The sequence below is a fragment of the Clostridium sp. UBA5119 genome, assembly GCF_002414285.1.
In the GTDB taxonomy this organism is placed as follows: Bacteria; Bacillota; Clostridia; order Clostridiales; family Clostridiaceae; genus Clostridium_J; species Clostridium_J sulfidigenes.
Genome location: NZ_DHYX01000063.1, coordinates 1 through 17,583, shown reverse-complemented (window position 1 = coordinate 17,583; position 17,583 = coordinate 1). Strand labels below are relative to the sequence as shown.

General features: G+C 28.7%; 14 protein-coding genes. 8 read left to right on the top strand and 6 right to left on the bottom strand.

Going from position 1 to position 17,583, the window contains the following annotated elements; genetic code table 11:
- Positions 1–187: 187 nt before the first annotated feature.
- The gene (locus tag B2671_RS10260) at positions 188–1,534 is read left to right on the top strand and encodes an SH3 domain-containing protein (RefSeq protein WP_346870326.1); all 1,347 of its coding nucleotides are present in this window, start codon (positions 188–190) and stop codon (positions 1,532–1,534) included.
- An 89-nt stretch (positions 1,535–1,623) separates the two neighbouring features.
- Positions 1,624–2,178 (top strand): phosphatase PAP2 family protein, encoded by a 555-nt coding sequence (locus B2671_RS10255; RefSeq protein WP_346870325.1) that lies wholly within the window; start codon positions 1,624–1,626, stop codon positions 2,176–2,178.
- A 145-nt stretch (positions 2,179–2,323) separates the two neighbouring features.
- Here B2671_RS10255 and B2671_RS10250 read toward each other — a convergent pair whose 3' ends face one another.
- Together B2671_RS10250 and B2671_RS10245 are read right to left on the bottom strand one after the other, a co-directional pair.
- On the bottom strand, positions 2,324–3,226 hold the full coding sequence (locus tag B2671_RS10250) for a polysaccharide deacetylase family protein (RefSeq protein WP_346870324.1): 903 nt from the start codon (positions 3,224–3,226) through the stop codon (positions 2,324–2,326).
- A 17-nt stretch (positions 3,227–3,243) separates the two neighbouring features.
- On the bottom strand, positions 3,244–3,516 hold the full coding sequence (locus tag B2671_RS10245) for a hypothetical protein (RefSeq protein ID WP_346868112.1): 273 nt from the start codon (positions 3,514–3,516) through the stop codon (positions 3,244–3,246).
- A gap of 193 nt (positions 3,517–3,709) precedes the next feature.
- Between B2671_RS10245 and B2671_RS10240 the strand changes: the two genes are divergently transcribed.
- The gene (locus B2671_RS10240) at positions 3,710–5,089 is read left to right on the top strand and encodes a CCA tRNA nucleotidyltransferase (RefSeq protein WP_346870323.1); all 1,380 of its coding nucleotides are present in this window, start codon (positions 3,710–3,712) and stop codon (positions 5,087–5,089) included.
- A 53-nt stretch (positions 5,090–5,142) separates the two neighbouring features.
- Here B2671_RS10240 and B2671_RS10235 read toward each other — a convergent pair whose 3' ends face one another.
- The 3 genes from B2671_RS10235 to atoD all read right to left on the bottom strand — a co-directional run bounded on the left by B2671_RS10235 (position 5,143) and on the right by atoD (position 6,819).
- On the bottom strand, positions 5,143–5,424 hold the full coding sequence (locus B2671_RS10235) for a late competence development ComFB family protein (RefSeq protein ID WP_346870322.1): 282 nt from the start codon (positions 5,422–5,424) through the stop codon (positions 5,143–5,145).
- A gap of 80 nt (positions 5,425–5,504) precedes the next feature.
- Complete coding sequence (locus tag B2671_RS10230; RefSeq protein ID WP_346870321.1) at positions 5,505–6,164, bottom strand: 3-oxoacid CoA-transferase subunit B; 660 nt, start codon at positions 6,162–6,164, stop codon at positions 5,505–5,507.
- Position 6,165: 1 nt separating this feature from the next.
- The gene (gene atoD / locus B2671_RS10225) at positions 6,166–6,819 is read right to left on the bottom strand and encodes an acetate CoA-transferase subunit alpha (RefSeq protein WP_035135146.1); all 654 of its coding nucleotides are present in this window, start codon (positions 6,817–6,819) and stop codon (positions 6,166–6,168) included.
- A gap of 523 nt (positions 6,820–7,342) precedes the next feature.
- Here atoD and B2671_RS10220 point away from each other — a divergent pair.
- The 5 genes from B2671_RS10220 (at position 7,343) to B2671_RS10200 (ending at position 16,773) form a co-directional block, all read left to right on the top strand.
- Positions 7,343–8,593 carry a hypothetical protein gene (locus tag B2671_RS10220; RefSeq protein ID WP_346870320.1) on the top strand — a complete coding sequence of 417 codons (1,251 nt, stop codon included), beginning with the start codon at positions 7,343–7,345 and terminating at the stop codon, positions 8,591–8,593.
- Between the two features lie 297 nt (positions 8,594–8,890).
- Positions 8,891–10,813, top strand: coding sequence for a PD-(D/E)XK nuclease family protein (locus tag B2671_RS10215; RefSeq protein WP_346870319.1), 1,923 nt, complete (start codon positions 8,891–8,893; stop codon positions 10,811–10,813).
- Entirely contained in the window at positions 10,806–14,723 is a 3,918-nt protein-coding gene (gene addA, locus B2671_RS10210) for a helicase-exonuclease AddAB subunit AddA (RefSeq protein ID WP_346870318.1), read from the top strand. The genes B2671_RS10215 and addA overlap by 8 nt, the downstream gene beginning before the upstream one ends.
- A gap of 151 nt (positions 14,724–14,874) precedes the next feature.
- Positions 14,875–16,494, top strand: coding sequence for a hypothetical protein (locus B2671_RS10205; protein WP_346870317.1), 1,620 nt, complete (start codon positions 14,875–14,877; stop codon positions 16,492–16,494).
- A gap of 111 nt (positions 16,495–16,605) precedes the next feature.
- Complete coding sequence (locus B2671_RS10200) at positions 16,606–16,773, top strand: hypothetical protein (protein ID WP_346870316.1); 168 nt, start codon at positions 16,606–16,608, stop codon at positions 16,771–16,773.
- 46 nt (positions 16,774–16,819) lie between these two features.
- Here the strand turns inward: B2671_RS10200 and B2671_RS10195 are convergent, their stop codons facing one another.
- Positions 16,820–17,434, bottom strand: coding sequence for a 4Fe-4S dicluster domain-containing protein (locus B2671_RS10195; protein ID WP_346870315.1), 615 nt, complete (start codon positions 17,432–17,434; stop codon positions 16,820–16,822).
- Positions 17,435–17,583: the final 149 nt, after the last annotated feature.

Below are 17,583 nucleotides of genomic sequence, written 5' to 3'. Positions count from 1 at the left end.
CATATATATGTTTAATGTCAATACAAATTGTCAAGTAAATAAAGAATAACAAGAAAGGATTACATTTAATTTATATTTATGTAAATTTATAATATGTTAGGAAAATAAATAGTATAATTATATTAAGGATTGCTTAAAATCAAGAAATATTTAAGTAAAAATATATAATTAGAGGTGAGGATATACAATGAATCGTAATACTAATCTAAATGTTATGGATGAAATGTACTATAGTGATTTATGGATAAAATTATGCAAGAGAAGTAAAGATATTATTCTCACTAAGGATGAAATAGAAAAATACAATGCTGAAGGAATTAAAAATGGATATATTTATGATATATTTAATGAGGAGAATGAAGTAGCTAAAGAATATGTAATTACTATGATAAATTGTATAAGCAAGATTCCAGAAGGTGATAGATACAAGAATGGTAGTAAAGTAAACAAGGAATATTATGATAAACTTATTGATAATATGAATTTAAATGAAATAAAGGACAAGATTTCTATAGAATATGGATTGGTGGTAAAGAGGGGAAGTATAAGAACATTTCCTACTAGTGATAGAGTGTTTAAGGGGGATAAAGAATATGATTTAGACAGATTTATGGAAAGTGCTATATATGCAGCGGAACCTTGTATTATATATGCTTTTAGTAAAGATGGAAAATGGTGTTTTTGCAAAACCTATAATTATTCAGGATGGATTAAAAAAGATAATATAGCTCTTGGAAGTAAAAAAGAAATAGAAGAATATTGTAAATGCAAAGATTTCATTGTAGTTACAGGTAAAAAGATAAATCTCGGTTATAATCCTTTTATAGAGGCATTAAGAAATTTAGATATTGATATGGGAGTAAAACTACCTATAGAAACTAATTTGAGCAAGAAAGAATTAATTTATGATATGTATAGTGAAGGTAATTATATAATTAAATATCCGCTAAGAGAAAGTAATGGTGAATTAAAGTTTACTAATATTTTAATTCCATATAATGAAGATGTTCGTAGAGGATATTTAAAATGTAGTAGAAGTAATATATTAAAACAAATATTTAAATTCCAAGGAGAAAGGTATGGGTGGGGTGGAGAATTCAATGGAAGAGATTGTTCTTCCCTTATTATAGATACCTTTAGAAGTTTTGGAATACAATTTCCAAGAAATAGTGGTGATCAATTAAAAAAATCTGTTGGGAAAACATTGCTTGTTCATAAAGAAATGACTTATCATGAAAGAATGAAAATATTAGATAGCTTGAAACCTGGAACCCTTATATTTCTGAATGGGCATGTAGCTATGTTCATAGGAAATTATAAAAATGGTCATTATATAATTCACGATGTAATAGGAGTATTTGTAAATAAAAAGGATTATGAAAAGAAAAATAAAGGGCAGAGGGAACAGGTTAATAAAGAAAAGATATACTTAGGAATAAAGGGCGTAACAGTATCTGAATTAAAAAATATATACACCTCTAGTGGAAAACCATATATTGAAGAGATTATTGGAATTAAGGACATATTCAATTAAAGTTAGAAGCAATTAATAGCAATTAATAGTAATTAATAGTAATTAAAAAATAAAATATAGAAAAGATTAGTTAAGAAAGGGATAAACTAATGAATCAATGGCTATACGGAATAGATAAGGGAATAACTGATGCTATACATTTTGGATTACAGAATAAAATTTTTGATGCTATAATGCCATTCATAACAAGGCTGGGAGATGCAGGGTTTATATGGATAACAATTAGCATTATTTTTATATGTACTAAAAAATATAGAAAAGTAGGAATAACAAGTTTACTAGCAATATCTATAGGCACAATTTTAACAGAGGGAGTAATAAAGCATTTAGTGGAGAGAGTACGACCCATTATTGCATATCCTATAGATAATCCTTTGATAAAGCTACCTATTAGCTTTTCTTTTCCATCAGGTCATACTGCATCTTCTATAGCTGTAGCATATGTACTTTCCACATATATTAAGAGATATAAGTTTTATTTTATATCTTTGGCAGTTTTAATAGGTTTTTCTAGAATATATTTGTATGTTCATTATTTTTCTGATGTGTTAGGTGGAGCAGTAGTTGGATTTGCAAGTGGAATTCTAGCTGTATATATAATGGGGAAAATTAATAAGAGAAAAGAAAATATTTTGGAATATTAGCATATAAAATAACTAAAGGGTTGTCTCAAAATAAGCTAAATTTTATTAAAGTACAAGTTCAATACTTAGTAAGATTTAGTGAATTATTTTGAAACAACTCTTATAAATAGACTTTGTAATTGGTTAAAGTTATAAAATTCAATTGTTAATTTATAAAACGAATAGCAGCTGAATCATGATTTAAAGGTCTAAATACATATCCTTGAGCTTCTAAACCTTCAAGAATTTTTGGCATTGCATCTAATGTGGTATATTTGAAGTTTGTATCATGCATTAATATATTAGCTGTATTAACGTTAGAGCTACCATCAAGAACACTTTTTATTATACTTTTTTCATCTAATGTTACCTTAGTAGCATCTGAAGAATCAACATTCCAGTCAAAATAGGTGTACCCACGGTCTTTTAGAGCTTTAAAAATACAATGAGGCATATTTTTATGTTCACTCATATATCCTGTATTTGAACCACCAGGGAATCGTAAAATTTTAGAGGGTTCTTTACCGGTTATTTCTTTTAGCTTATTATCAAGAGCTTCCACATCACTAATAAAAGCCTTAGTAGATGAATAAATCTTTTGATAATTATGACTATATGTATGATTAGCAAGAACATGTCCACGATTAACGATTTCTCTATAAATATCATCATAGCCGTCTTTGTATATTACAAAAAAAGTCGCTTTAGCATTGTATTTGTCAAGTACATCTAACAGTTTCAAGGTATTAGATGAAGGCCCATCGTCAAAGGTTAAATGAGCAATCTTTTTTTGTGACATTGCCTTATCATAAGTGGATTGTTTTTCACTTAGTTCTTTTTCTAACTTAATATTTTCTGCAAGTATAGATTTGTTAGACGATGATAAAGAATCGATTTCTTTTAATAGATTACTTTGATTACTAGAAGCTACAAACATTTTTGTTGTTGCTAATATTGATATAAAAAAACATAAACATAAAGCTGATAAGTATATAATACTTAGTATAGAAGGTTTCTTTCTTCTTCTAATATTCCGTTTTGATGATTCAAGATTAATATTGTAATTCATGATTTTAGCTCCTTATGTTAATTGTTAAATTCAGCAAGTTCGTCAAGTAAGGCATCTAAATCTGAACTTGACTCTAGCAAGTTCTTATTTGCTTTATGTAAGTTATCCTTTGTAGCTTTAAGGGATTCTATTTCAGTAGATAATTCATTATTTTTAAACTGGTATTCTTTTTCCTTTGAATTAGCAAAGACTGAAATTCCTATAAATATGAAGCAAAATATAGAAGCCATTACACAGAGTTTACCATGTGAGTTATTATTTTTTTTAGAATGAAATAAAGTATTTTTCATAAGAACCTCCTTTAATTAGTTATTATGTTTTATACTATAATTATAAAGGAAATATTATGTATAATCATTACGAAATAGTAACAATTTGAAAATTTTTTTTTGTTTTTTATATTTTAAATTTAATAGTAAACAGCTTTATGGAAGAAATTACATTGTAAAATTAAGTAAGCGTATTTGAGGAGAAGGTATAAGTATGTATATTAACATGCCAAGGTATATAGAGAATTGTATTAATGACATAGAAAGAAATGGATTTGAAGCTTACATAGTAGGTGGGTGTGTAAGAGATAGTATTATAGGTAAAAAGCCTAATGACTGGGACATATGTACCTCAGCAACTCCAAAAGAAATAAAGGAAATATTTATAGATAAAAAAACTATAGATGTAGGAATTGAACATGGAACAGTGGTAGTATTAATGGAAAATGAAACAGTAGAAATAACTACATTTAGAGTAGATAGTGATTATTCTGATGGCAGAAGACCAGATAGAGTAGAATTTACTTCAAAACTTATAGATGATTTAGGAAGAAGAGATTTTACTATAAATGCTATAGCCTATAATCATAAAATAGGAATAATAGATTATTTTAATGGAATTAAGGATATAGAAAGTAAGGTTATAAGATGTGTAGGAGAACCAAATAAAAGATTTAAAGAAGACTCATTAAGGATAATGCGAGGATTAAGATTTATGGCACAGTTAAACTACAAAATAGAAAAAGAAACTCTAATTGCCATAGAGAATAATAAGGAGTATCTTAAGAAAATTTCTAGGGAGAGAATAATTGTAGAGTTAAATAAGCTAATACTATCTGATTATCCTGGTGATGGAATTAAATATATGATTAGTATGGGGATTATGCCTATATTAGTACCTTATCTATATAAATATGAAGAAAAATATATTTATGATTCCTTTAAGGTAAAAGAATGTATTAAGGTTATAGAAGGATGTCCTAAAAAACTTTATGTGCGATTAACTGTATTTTTGTACTATATATTAAAAAGTAATAAATATGAAAGTAACATAAGAATTGATTATAAAGGGGATACATCTAAGTTAATACCTAAACAAGACATAAAGATAAGCATTAAATGTGAAAAAATTCTTAAAGAACTTCATTATGATAATAGGACAATAAAGAATGTAAGTACACTTATAGCATATTATGATACTCCAATTTATGAAGATAAAGTATATATTAAAAGACTATTACAAGGGACAGGATTAGATGTATTAGGAGAATTAATAATTATAAAATATATAACAAAAATATTTTTAAAAGAAGAAAACTTAGAAATGATAACTCAATTCAATTTAAATAAGATGAGAATAGAATTAATTTTAGATGAAATTATGAAAAATGAAGAAGCATATAGGAAGTCTGACTTGAAAATTACAGGAAAAGATTTAATAAATTTAGGGGTAAAAGAAGGCGTAGTAATAGGAAAAATATTAGATGGATTATTAGAAATGGTTATTAAAGATCCTAAATATAATGATAAAGAAAAGCTAACTATATATGTAAAAGAAATATATGAAAAGTATAAAAGCAATGAAAATAAATAAAAAAATAAGACCGCTATGATCTAATCAATTAGTTAATCATAGGGTCTCTTACCTTATCTATATTCATGGTGTTTAGGATTTGTTGAAACTTTTTCTACAGCTCTAATAACTTGAGCGGTTATAGAAATTTCTTCTTGCTTGTCAATTTCATTTAAAGCAGTAGTATAAATTTTACCTTCTTCACTAACCACATACTTGGGTTTTATAGAATTTAGGGCAAGAGCAGACATATCATCAAGGCACTTTTGGCAAGTACAAATATTAGGATAATCTTTAAGCACACTTTTTAAAACATATTCAACTTGATCTTCTGCATAATTTTTGTAAGGTGGCATAAAAAATTCCTTTCTAACATAAGTCTATTGGTAATTATTTTTAATTACCAATAGACTTTAATTAATTATTTTAAGTAAAATTATAATTCCATTTTCTTAACGTTTTCTGGGATTATAAGATCTGCAAGTGTTGCATTTTTTACATCTTCAATAGTAGCTTCTGGTCCAAGTTCCTTAAGAACAAGACCTTCTGAAGTTACTTCAAGAACTGCCATTTCAGTAATAATTAAGTTTACCTGATGAGCAGCAGTTAAAGGAAGTGTACATTTCTTCAATATTTTTGGATTACCTTTAGCTGTATGTTCCATAGCTACTATAACTTTTTTAGCTCCAACAACTAGGTCCATAGCTCCGCCCATTCCAGGAACCATTTTACCAGGAATCATCCAGTTTGCAAGGTTTCCTTCTTGGTCAACTTCTAAAGCTCCAAGTACAGTAGCAGCAACATGACCGCCTCTGATTATTCCGAAAGATGCAGAAGAATCAAAGAATGCAGCTCCAGGGATAACAGTAACATGTTGTCCGCCAGCATTTACTAAGTCCTTTTGCTCTTCTCCAGGCGCAGGAGCAGCTCCAATTCCTATGAATCCATTTTCAGATTGTAATGTTACATCTATGCCCTCTGGTATATAGTTAGCTACCATTGTTGGAAGACCTATACCTAGATTAACTACGTCTCCATCATTAAGTTCTTTTGCAACTCTTTTAGCAATGATTTCTCTTATCATGTTCTTATCCATGTTAGTTCTCCCCCTTTACTATATAGTCAACAAAGATATATGGTGTCATAACTACGTTTGGATCTATATCTCCAACTTCTACAAGCTCTTCAGCTTGAACGATTACAGTATCTGCAGCAGTAGCTATTAAAGGATTGAAGTTTCTTGTTGCTTGATTGTAGTATACGTTTCCTTTTTTATCAACCTTTGAACCGAATAAAAGAGCAACATCTGCTTTAAGAGGTTTTTCAAGAATGTATTCTTGTCCATCAACAGTAATAACTTCTTTACCATCTTGTACAATTGTTCCAAGACCAGTTGGAGTTAAGAATCCACCAAGACCAGCTCCGCCACATCTAATTCTTTCAGCAAGAGTTCCTTGAGGTGATAATTCTACTTCCATTTCTCCAGAATTCATTTGGTTTCCAGTTTCTTTGTTTGTACCAATATGTGATGCAATAGTTTTCTTAACTTGTTTGTTAACTATTAACTTACCAATACCTCTATCTGGAAATCCAGTATCGTTTGCTATGATAGTTAAATCTTTAACGCCTTTTTTAACTAAAGCATCTATAATAGCTTCTGGAGTACCTACAGCTAAAAATCCACCTATCATAACAGTCATTCCATCTTGAATTTTAGCAACTGCTTCATCAATTGAAATAAGTTTATTCATATGTTAAACCCTCCATAAATAAAAAATTTTCTTCCATACTAGTTTACCCCTAATTTAAATATTTTGCAATGTATAAAGGCTGATTAAATTTTTAATTAAAAAACTAATGAAAGTATTCATTTTTAATTATTAAGGTCTAATTTTGTTAAATATTACACGAAATACTTAAAATCATATTTTCATATAATATATATATTTAGATAAATAGGTATATATAGAGCTATTTTTATATGAAACTAGTTACCTAGGAAACTATATAAATATATAACTAGTTAACTAGTNNTTTTCTATTTTAAGAGTGGGAGAAAAGCTGTATTAAAATAGAAAGAATCAATAGATTTATTCTTTTTGATTTAATTAGAATAATGGGTAAGTATAGAGATGTTTAGATACTCATAAATAAGCTAATGATATTAAAAAATAATCATTGGCTTATGTTATAATTAGGTAATAATAAAGGAAGAAAGTGATTATAAGAAATTGTGAAATATATAAAGACATTTAAAAGTTAGGAAGTGAGATTTTGGGAATTAGATTTATTTACGGCAGAGCAGGTACAGGTAAGAGTTATACCTGTATTGAAGAAATCTATGAAAAATCCTTTGATAATAAAGCTCCATTAATATTAATAGTTCCAGAGCAGTTATCCTTTAGAGCAGAGAAGGCTCTCATTGAAAGGATTGGTGCCACTGGAATAAATAATGTACATCTTTTAAGCTTTAAAAGATTAGCTTTTACTATTTTTAATGAAGTTGGTGGAGTAACTCATAAGTACATGAATGATACAGGAAAAGCAATAATTGTAGGAAGAGCTATAGATGAGGCAAAAGATGAACTTAGCATATTTAAACAAGCTACAAAACAAAAAGGTTTTATAGATAAAATCATAGGAGTACTTACCGAATTTAAAAGACATAAAATTACTCCACAGACTCTTAAAGATTTAAAGGAAAATGTGGATGAAAGTTCACTACTAGTGGATAAGTTAAGTGATATTGAAGCAATTTATTCAAAGTTTCAAGATAAACTTAGTGAAGGATATTTTGATCCTGAGGATAATTTAACTATTTTAAAAGGGAAGATTGAAGAAAGTAGGTTTTTAAAGGGAGCAGAAGTGTGGATAGATGAATTTAGTGGCTTCACTCCTCAGCAATATGACATCATAGGAAAACTTTTAAGCGTTTGTACCAATGTCAATATAACAATACCTTATGGTGGGGATGAGGTCGCAGATAAAAATGAGGATACTAATCCTTTTTATCCAATTTATACTACAGAAGAAAAACTTACGAAACTTGCACAAGATTATGGATACTATCCTAAAAATAATCTTCATTTATACATTGGACATAGATTTAAAGAAAGTGAGGAATTATCCTTCTTAGAGGAAAACTACTTTAATAATAGGGGGAAAGCATTAAAAGCTCCTACAAAAAATATAAGTATATTTAAAGCTCAGAATCCCTATGGAGAAGTAGAGTATGTAGCCAAAGAAATCTTGAAACTAGTTAGAGAGAAGGACTTTAGATATAAGGACATTATAGTAATAAGTAGAGATTTGGAGAATTATAAGGACATAGTTAGAGTAATATTTGAAGAATATGATATTCCATTTTTTATTGATGATAAGGAGGATATAGCATCAAATCCATTGGTTGTATATATAACTTCACTTTTAAACATATTTTCTAAAGGATTTAGAGATAATTCCATAGTTAATTACTTTAAAAGTGGTTTTGCAAATTTATCATCATCAGAAGTAGATTTACTATAAAATTATGTTTTAGAGTATGGCATTAAAACTAGGAAAAAATGGATAGATGATAATGAGGAGTATTGGAGAGAGAGTTCTAGGTATGAGAATATAATAGAAATAAAAAATAAAGGAATAGAGCCTCTCATTAAATTAGAGGAGAAATTAAAAGGTAAACATAAGGTTAAAGATATTTGCTCAAGTCTTTATAAATTCTTAGTTGATAATAAAGTTTATGAAAATGTTAATGAATATATAGAGGAATTTAAAAGAGATAATAATCTTTTATTAGTGGATGAATATAGTAGTATATGGAACATGCTTATAGAGCTTTTAGACCAGTTTGTAGATATTCTTGGAGAAGAAGTGGTGACCATTGAAGAGTTTAATAATATCCTATCTATGGGGATATCCCATAATAAAATGGGGTTAATTCCCACATCTATGGATCAAGTAGTGGTAGGAAGTGCTGAGAGAATAAAGGCTCAAGAGGTAAAGGTAGCCATAGTTGTTGGTGTAAATGATGGGGTACTTCCAAGGATTACAGGTGATGAAGGTTTGTTTAATGATAATGATAGAATAGTATTTAAAAATAATAATATAAGTGTGGCAGATAATAGCTTTGAACTAGCCTTTGGAGAACAATATTTAATATACAATTTACTAAGTATTGCAAGTAATATATTATATGTTACTTATCCAATTGCTGATTTAGAAGGAAAGACTAAAAGATATTCCATGGTGATTCCAAGGCTAAAAGTCTTATTTCCTAATGTTTTGGAGAATACAGATATATTAAAGGATGAAGTGGAAGAAGATGGAAAAGTCATAGTAGGAAAAACTCCTACCTTTAATAACTTAATAAAAAAGCTCCATGAATATGTAGAAAGAGATGAGATAACAGACCTTTGGAAGGAAATATATAGATATTATTATCAGGAGCCAGAATATAGAGAAAAACTTCTTAAGGTAATAAGTGGCTTTACCTATAAAAATCATATAGAAGCTATAGGTAAAGATAAAATAAGGCAATTGTACGGAAAAAGTCTTAGTGTATCTAAAATAGAAGCCTACGCCAATTGCTCCTTTGGTTATTTTGTAAAGTATGGTCTTAAAGCTAAGGAAAGAAAGATTTATACTTTTGCACCCCTTGATTTTGGAAATCTAATTCATGAAGGCCTTGATAAGTTTTCTAAAAGAGTAGAGAAGGAGAAAGCGGTATGGGGAACTTTAGATAAAGAATTTTGTGAAAGGGTTATAAGTGATGTTATATCAGAGCTTACAAATTCGGAGGAGCATAGAATTTTAAAAAGTTCTAAGAGATATGAATATATAGCTACAAGGGTAAAAAGAATTTTATATAGAATGGTGTTAATCATTAATGAGCAGATGGAAAGGGGAACTTTTCAACCTCTTGGCTATGAAATTTCCTTTGGCTTTGAAAAAGATGATTATTATCCACCAATACCAATAACCTTATCCACAGGAGAAGTAGTAAAATTACAAGGAAAGATTGATAGAGTGGATAAAACCTCTATAGATGGGGTTAATTATTATAGAGTTGTGGATTATAAAACAGGAAAAATAGACCTAGATATAAACGATGTATATAATGGGTTAAAAATTCAGTTGCTAACTTATTTAGATGCAATTTTAACCCTTGAACAAGAGAAAATGTCTAAAAGACCAGTGGTATCAGAAGGAAAAGGAAGAACCATGCCAAGCGCTATGGTATATCTTTCTGTGGATGACCCAATAATGGATGGGTCTAAAAAACTTACCATGGAGAATTTAGAAGAAGAAGTGTTAAAGGCGTTAAAAATGAAGGGAATCGTCATAAGAGATTTAAAGGTAATTAAGGAAATGGATAAAACCATAGAAAAGGGAGGAACCTCATCTATAATTCCTGTAGCTTTAAATAAACCTAAAAAGGGTAGTGACGAAGCAGAGTTTTCAAAGAATAATAGCTCAGTAATAACCTATGAAGGTTTTAACGCGCTAAGAAGTCACATGAAGGAAAAGGTTAGAGAAATCTGTGAAGATATGTTAGAGGGAATTATAGAAGTAACTCCATGTAAAAATGGAAAGAGCTATTACTGTGAATTTTGTGAGTTTTCTTCTATATGTCAGTTTGATGAAACCATGGGGATTAATAATTTTAAAGTAATGCCTAGAAGAAATAAAAAAGAACTTCTTCAGCAGCTAGAAGTAGAGGGAAAAGGTGGTGAAAGTAATGAGTAGTGTTAAATGGACAGAGGATCAACAAAAGGCCATTGATATTAGATATAGAAACACATTAGTGTCTGCAGCAGCAGGTTCGGGAAAAACTGCAGTTTTAGTCGAAAGAATTATAAAAATTATCACAGATAGAGATAATCCTGTGGATATTGATAAATTACTTATAGTAACCTTTACTAATGCAGCAGCTGCAGAGATGAGAGAACGTATAGGAGAAGCTATTAATAAAAGAATTAAGGAAGAGCCTAATAATAGAAACCTACAAACTCAATTAATACTTCTTAATAAGGCAAGTATATCAACTCTTCACTCCTTTTGTTTAAACCTTATTAAAAATAACTTTCATCAATTAGATATAGAACCAAACTTTAGAGTTGGGGATACTACAGAGATAAATCTTTTAAAGGTAGAAGCCTTAGAAGAACTTATGGAAGGGAAATATATTGAAGGAAAAGAGGAATTTATAGAGCTAGTAGAGAGTTATTGTGATAATAAAAGCGATAGAGCCTTGGCAGAAATGGTACTAAGATTATATAACTTTTCTATGAGTATGGGTGATCCTATAGCTTGGTTAAAAGCTAAATCGGAAATTTTCAATGTAGGTGAAGATTTTTCTTTTGAGAACTTACCTTTTAAGGATGCCTTATTAAAGGAGTTAAGAGAAGATATAATAAATGCTTTAGAAATAAATAACGAAGGGTTAGATTTTGTACTAAATAATCCTATTATTGATAAATATAAAGCTACCTTTGAAAATGATGGAGAAATATTAGAGAGAACTTTATCAATAATTGAAGGTGAACTAAAGGAAGATAGACAATATATTGAGGAAACTGCCTTTGGAAGAATTCCAACTTTAACAAAGTTAACGGAGGAAGAGAAGGTAATACAAAAGCAGGCAAAGGATTTAAGAGATGCTACTAAGGAAATATATGTGGAGGTAAAGAGTAAGATATTAAATGCTACTTCTGAGGAAAATATAAAAATTACTAAAAAGCTTTATCCACTAATGAAGGAGCTTTCAAATCTAGTAATAGAATTTAAAGATATCTTTGATAAGAAAAAGAGAGAAAGAGGCATCATAGATTTCAATGATCAAGAACATTTTGCCCTTGAAATTTTAAGAGATAAGGAAGAGAAAAATAAACCATCAAGCATTGCTTTAGAGCTTAAAGATAAATTTGAAGAAATACTAGTAGATGAATATCAAGATTCCAATAGTGTTCAAGAAGAAATAATCAATCTTATTTGTAGAACAGAAAAGGATACAAGGAATGTATTCATGGTTGGAGACTTAAAGCAAAGTATATATAGGTTTAGAATGGCAAAGCCTGAGCTATTTAAAAATAAGAAGGAAACCTACACTAAAAATGGAGATGAATATAATGCTCTTATTACTCTCCATAAAAATTTTAGAAGTAGAAGAGAGGTTATAGGTGGGATAAACTATATCTTTAATGCTGTTATGAGTGAGGATGTAGGGGAACTAGCCTATGATGAAGGTGAAGAGCTTAAGGTTGGAGCCAGTTATAAAGAGTTTTTAGGTGAAGGTAATATTGGTGGAGAGATGGAATTTAACCTTATAAACCTTGATTATGAAGATATTGAAGCTAATGAAGCTAATGAAGATAATGAAATAGAAGAAGAGCTTCAAGAACAAAGTGATATTACAAGTAGTAAGGAAGAACTGGATAAAGAAGAACTAGATTCCATGCAGCTAGAAGCTAGATTTGTGGCAAAACGAATAAGAGAGCTAATGGAGCATCATGGGGAAAATTCATTAAAGGTGTATGATAAGAACTTAGATGATTATAGAAGAGCTACCTATAAGGATATGGTTATTCTTTTAAGGTCAAGTAATAAGCTTTCTCCTATATTTATAGAAGAATTTAAAAGAGTAGGAATTCCGCTTTTCTCAGAAGGAGGAGGGGGGTATTTTGATACTCTTGAAGTAAAGACAGTTATAAGTGCTTTAGAAATTATAGATAATCCAATACAAGATATTCCTCTAATTGCTGTATTAAGGTCACCTATTGGTGGATTCACTACAGAAGAGTTAGCAGATATAAGAATTTCTAATAAAAATGTGAGTTTTTATCATTCCATGGTAGGCCTTTTAGATTATGAGAAAAAGGATTATGAAGATGAAAACCTTAGTGATACTTGGGAAGAAATCTATAATAATACTGGCCTAAAAATAAAAATAAAAACCTTCCTAGGTAAAATAAATAACTGGAGATTAAAAAGTAAATATACCCCTATAAATCAGCTCATATGGGAAATCATAACGGATACAGGCTACTACGGTTATGTGGGAGCATTGCCTGGAGGAGAGCAAAGACAGGCTAACTTAAAAATTTTGTTTAAGAGGGCTAAGGATTTTGAAAGAACTAGCTATAGAGGATTATATAACTTTATAAACTTTATAAGTAATATAAAAACTAGTAGTGAAGATATGGGAAGTGCTAAAATCATAGGAGAAAATGAGGATGTAGTAAGAATCATGAGTATTCATAAAAGTAAGGGTTTAGAGTTTCCTATAGTATTTCTTTGCGGCCTTGGAAAGAGATTTAATGAAGGTGATTTAAAAGGAAAGATACTATTCCATCATGAATTAGGTTTTGGACCTACTTATATTGATTTAGATAATAGAGTTAGTTATAACACACCTCAAAGAGAGTTTATAAGCAAAAGAATTCAAGGGGAAAACAAGTCAGAAGAGATGAGACTTTTATATGTTGCACTAACTAGAGCAAAGGAAAAATTAATATTAGTTGGAAGTGATAAGGCTCTAGATAAGAAAATTGAAAAATGGTCTGGGGCAGGTATAGCTGAAGGTGGAAGTATAAAATCAACCTATGTAAAAAATCAAAAAAATTATATGGATTGGATAGGAGCTTCTCTTATAAATCATAAAGGTGGAGAATCCCTAAGGCATTATAATGAAAATATTTTAAAGGAAGATTTTAAAGAAAATGATAGTAGGTTTAAGGTAGCTATATATCCTAGAGAAATTTTTGAAGAAATAGAGGATGCAGCCTTAGAAGAAGTGCCAGTAAAGGAAAAAATAAATAGACTTTTAGATAATGATAATGATGATAAAAGTAAAGATTATTATAAATTAATTAAAGAAAGATTAGAATTTGCTTATAAATATGAGGAATCAACAAAGCTGCCTACTGTAATCACTGTTACAGAGTTAAAGGAGCTTCACAATAAGCTACCAGAAGCCAATAGAGAAAATAATCTTTATATAGAAGGTGATGGTTTAGATGAAGATAACTATAAAACTATAACCTATGGAGATGAAGTAGAAGGACCGAGAAAGTTTAGGCCTCTAATGCAAACACCACTATTTCTTCAAGAAAAAAAAGGGTTAACTCCATCAGAGGTGGGAACTGCTTATCACAATATAATGCAAAGATTAGACCTAAGAGGCGATCTTACTAAAGATGACCTTACAAGGCAAATTAGTACCATGGTAGAGAAGGAGCTAATAACCTTTGAGGCAGCAAAATCAGTGAAGGCAGATAAAATTCTTAAGTTTTTACAGAGTAACATAGGGAAAAAAGTAATAGAAGCTTTTAAAGAAAACTCTTTAAAAAGAGAGCTGCCTTTTAGAGTGGAAATCAATGCTTCTACTATTTATCCTAATGTTAGTAAAGAAAATTACTTAGAAGAAAAGATGCTTTTAAGAGGAGTTATAGACTGTTACTTTGAAGAGGGAGAAGAAGGCATAATTTTAGACTATAAAACTGATTATGTAAGAGAAGATAATATAGAAGAAATTAAAGAAAGATATAAAGTGCAATTAGATTATTATAGTAAAGCTATAAAAGATGCCTTTAAGAAAGAAAAAGTAAGGAAATACTTATACTTATTTTCACTAGATAAAGAAGTTGAAGTAGAATAACAGAAAAGGTATGCCATAAAATGAGGCATACCTTTCATTATAATTATAGCAGAATATTAATAGACTTTTGTAGTAAATTATTTTTGAAACAAGGAATTTTATGTATTTTGTAGAATAAGTTATTCAATTAAAGTATTGGAGTTGAGTACTTATGGAAGAGGCAAATAAAACACTAGTAACTTCATTGTATAATCAAATAAACTTATATCTAGATATTGTAGAGATATTTGAATATTTACAGAAAGAGTTTTCAAGCTATTTTAAATATGATAGCTCTATTACAGAGTCTATGACAAAGGAATTCATTGGTGATTTTAATACCTTTGTTATAGTAGAAGAAAAGGAAAGAATTGAAGAGGTTTTTCATAAAGTACATACTAGTGAAGATCATAAGGTAAGTAGCCATGCTTTAAGTAAGGAAGTAAAAATAGATAAGAAATTCATCCATGATATTTTAGATAGTATAGAAAAAAATATAAATTCTAGGTTAAATCTATTTAAAAAGAAATGTGAGCTAGAGGTGTATACATTTCAGATGAAACATGGTGAGAAAGAAATATATAATGAACTAAATAGATATGTTTATGAGGATATGGAAGGAACATTATCATACATAGAAATAGGAGTTGTTCAGCTTAAAAACATTGTAATGGGTGCTTTAGATAAAGAAATAAAATCTTATCATAGGGTTATTTGGAATACATTCAAAGAATTAATAATTGATTTAAGGAGAAAAGATATATTAAATAAGGGTGATATTTCAGATAAAATAATTATTAAAGAAGATGAGATTTTAAATTCCTTAGATGTTTTAAAAGAAAAGATATCAGAAGTAGTAAGGAAAGAATTTATAGAGGTACTACTTAACTTAATTAATGAAGCTTTTGGAGATGAATTTACTAAAAGAATAAAAGTTTATAAAAAAGAGTTAAATAAATATTTAGCCAAAGAAATTTGTGAATCAAATTTAATTAGAAGAGAGTCAATAGAATATACAACTACTTATGATAAATCTATGGGAAATAGAGAATATACCATAGGATATAAGGTGTTTTCTTTAGAGCATGACTTTTTAAATATGATGATGAATATAAGTAAATTTAGCTTTGATGAAATAACAGATGAAATAGAACTCAATATAAACAGTATATTTTATAATGAATTTACTAGACTAATTTATTATATAAATAGTGAAGAAGCGTTTTATGCCATGTGTAGAAGTTTTCAAGATAAGTTTAATTATATAACTTGTGAAATTGTTAAGTCTTCATTAAGGTCCATAAAGGATAATTATTATAAGTCTATTATAGATATACTCATGGATAATATGAAATCTATCAGTGGTATTAATGTTTTTAAATCTATAGATAGCTATGGAGGAAATATAAAAGTATATAATCAAGGCTTAATTATGGATTTATATAATAAATGGAATAAGCTGTATGGTAATTATAATGAGCTAAAGAAGTACTGTATAGATATATCTAATATATTAATTTTGGATGAAAAAGATATTTTAAAGGAGTATTTTCAGTTGGATTTTAAAGAAGATAGTATATTCAAAGGTGAATATTACTGTGACTTTAAGGCATTGGAAAGAAAAAAGGAAGAACTTTATAATAATGTAGCCTTAATAAAAGAAAAACTATTAAAAACTCTTCAAGGAGATTTTACAACTTATTTTGATCATTTATTTCAAAGTATAGGAAAGAATTTAGAATATGTAAAATCAGAAGAGAAGAATTATTATACGGCAATTAATACTATATAAACTTATAAGTACTTTTTATATACTTTTAGGTATTAATAGTTTTTTTCATTGCACCAAGTGGTATAATTAACAGAATATAAAGAATGTTTTAAATTGAATAGAGTTGGTATTATGTCAGTGGATTTGTTTAAAAGAGCCAATGCTAAGGATTCAGAGTTTAAGGGAAGAAGTGCTGATACAGAGAAGTATTTTTATAACCACTCTTTTAAAGCGAATATGATAGCTACTGGAATTATTGTTGCTTTATTTTTAGGATTTATTTACTTACTTATTAGATAATAATACAGAAAGCCTAGAAAGGTTAGTTCCTTTCTGGGCTTTCTTTTTAGTCTTCAATATAATTTAAAAGGTCGTTAAAACCTATTCTATAAACAGTAGTTGCAAAGGTCTCCCCTTTGATTTTATGAGTATTATAAAAGGATAAAAGTTTATCCATTACCTTAGGAATTTCGTATATGCCATAAAATTTAGGTAATATGTGTGCAGGACAGTCTACTTCTGCACTATTAATATAAATAGTTAATCCTGTTCCTGCTGAAGATAGGGCTAAGAATGAACAGTTGCCAATACAATTTCCACACCTTAAACACTTGTCCTCATGTAGTACTAATTCTTTGTTTATTTTTTCAAGGGCGCCACTAGGACAATATTTAGTACATCTTGTACAGGCTATACATTCACGTTGATTTAAATCTACTTTTGTACCATTAATTATGCCTATTGAATCTTTATATATTTCACTATACTTGTCTACTATATCCACTAGTTTAGTTAAATCACTTTCATTATAATTTTCTGCTGGTGTGGGTAGTGTACTTCTCTTAAAAATAGACTCACAGTTATCATATAAGAAGCCTTGAACCTTTCTTCTTAATTCTATTGAAGTTTCATCTAATTTTTCATTAAAGGCCTTAGTAATATCTTTAGTATAATTAGTCATAAATATTTCTCCTTTTATAAAATATAATCCCTATAATAATTAAAATATGATTTAATAATAGAATAGCAAAGTATATTATTAGGTTCAAGATTTACTATAAATATAAGTTAAGAAGTATTTTTACTTAAGGCATCTTCAAAAAATAAATA

Coding starts and splice junctions, on each gene's coding strand:
- B2671_RS10245 (WP_346868112.1), bottom strand. CDS start 3,516: ATGAAAAATACTTTATTTCATTCTAAAAAAAATAATAACTCACATGGT.
- B2671_RS10250 (WP_346870324.1), bottom strand. CDS start 3,226: ATGAATTACAATATTAATCTTGAATCATCAAAACGGAATATTAGAAGA.
- B2671_RS10230 (WP_346870321.1), bottom strand. CDS start 6,164: ATGGATAAGAACATGATAAGAGAAATCATTGCTAAAAGAGTTGCAAAA.
- B2671_RS10205 (WP_346870317.1), top strand. CDS start 14,875: ATGGAAGAGGCAAATAAAACACTAGTAACTTCATTGTATAATCAAATA.
- B2671_RS10235 (WP_346870322.1), bottom strand. CDS start 5,424: ATGCCACCTTACAAAAATTATGCAGAAGATCAAGTTGAATATGTTTTA.
- B2671_RS10260 (WP_346870326.1), top strand. CDS start 188: ATGAATCGTAATACTAATCTAAATGTTATGGATGAAATGTACTATAGT.
- B2671_RS10200 (WP_346870316.1), top strand. CDS start 16,606: ATGTCAGTGGATTTGTTTAAAAGAGCCAATGCTAAGGATTCAGAGTTT.
- B2671_RS10240 (WP_346870323.1), top strand. CDS start 3,710: ATGTATATTAACATGCCAAGGTATATAGAGAATTGTATTAATGACATA.
- addA (WP_346870318.1), top strand. CDS start 10,806: ATGAGTAGTGTTAAATGGACAGAGGATCAACAAAAGGCCATTGATATT.
- B2671_RS10195 (WP_346870315.1), bottom strand. CDS start 17,434: ATGACTAATTATACTAAAGATATTACTAAGGCCTTTAATGAAAAATTA.
- B2671_RS10255 (WP_346870325.1), top strand. CDS start 1,624: ATGAATCAATGGCTATACGGAATAGATAAGGGAATAACTGATGCTATA.
- B2671_RS10215 (WP_346870319.1), top strand. CDS start 8,891: ATGCTTATAGAGCTTTTAGACCAGTTTGTAGATATTCTTGGAGAAGAA.
- atoD (WP_035135146.1), bottom strand. CDS start 6,819: ATGAATAAACTTATTTCAATTGATGAAGCAGTTGCTAAAATTCAAGAT.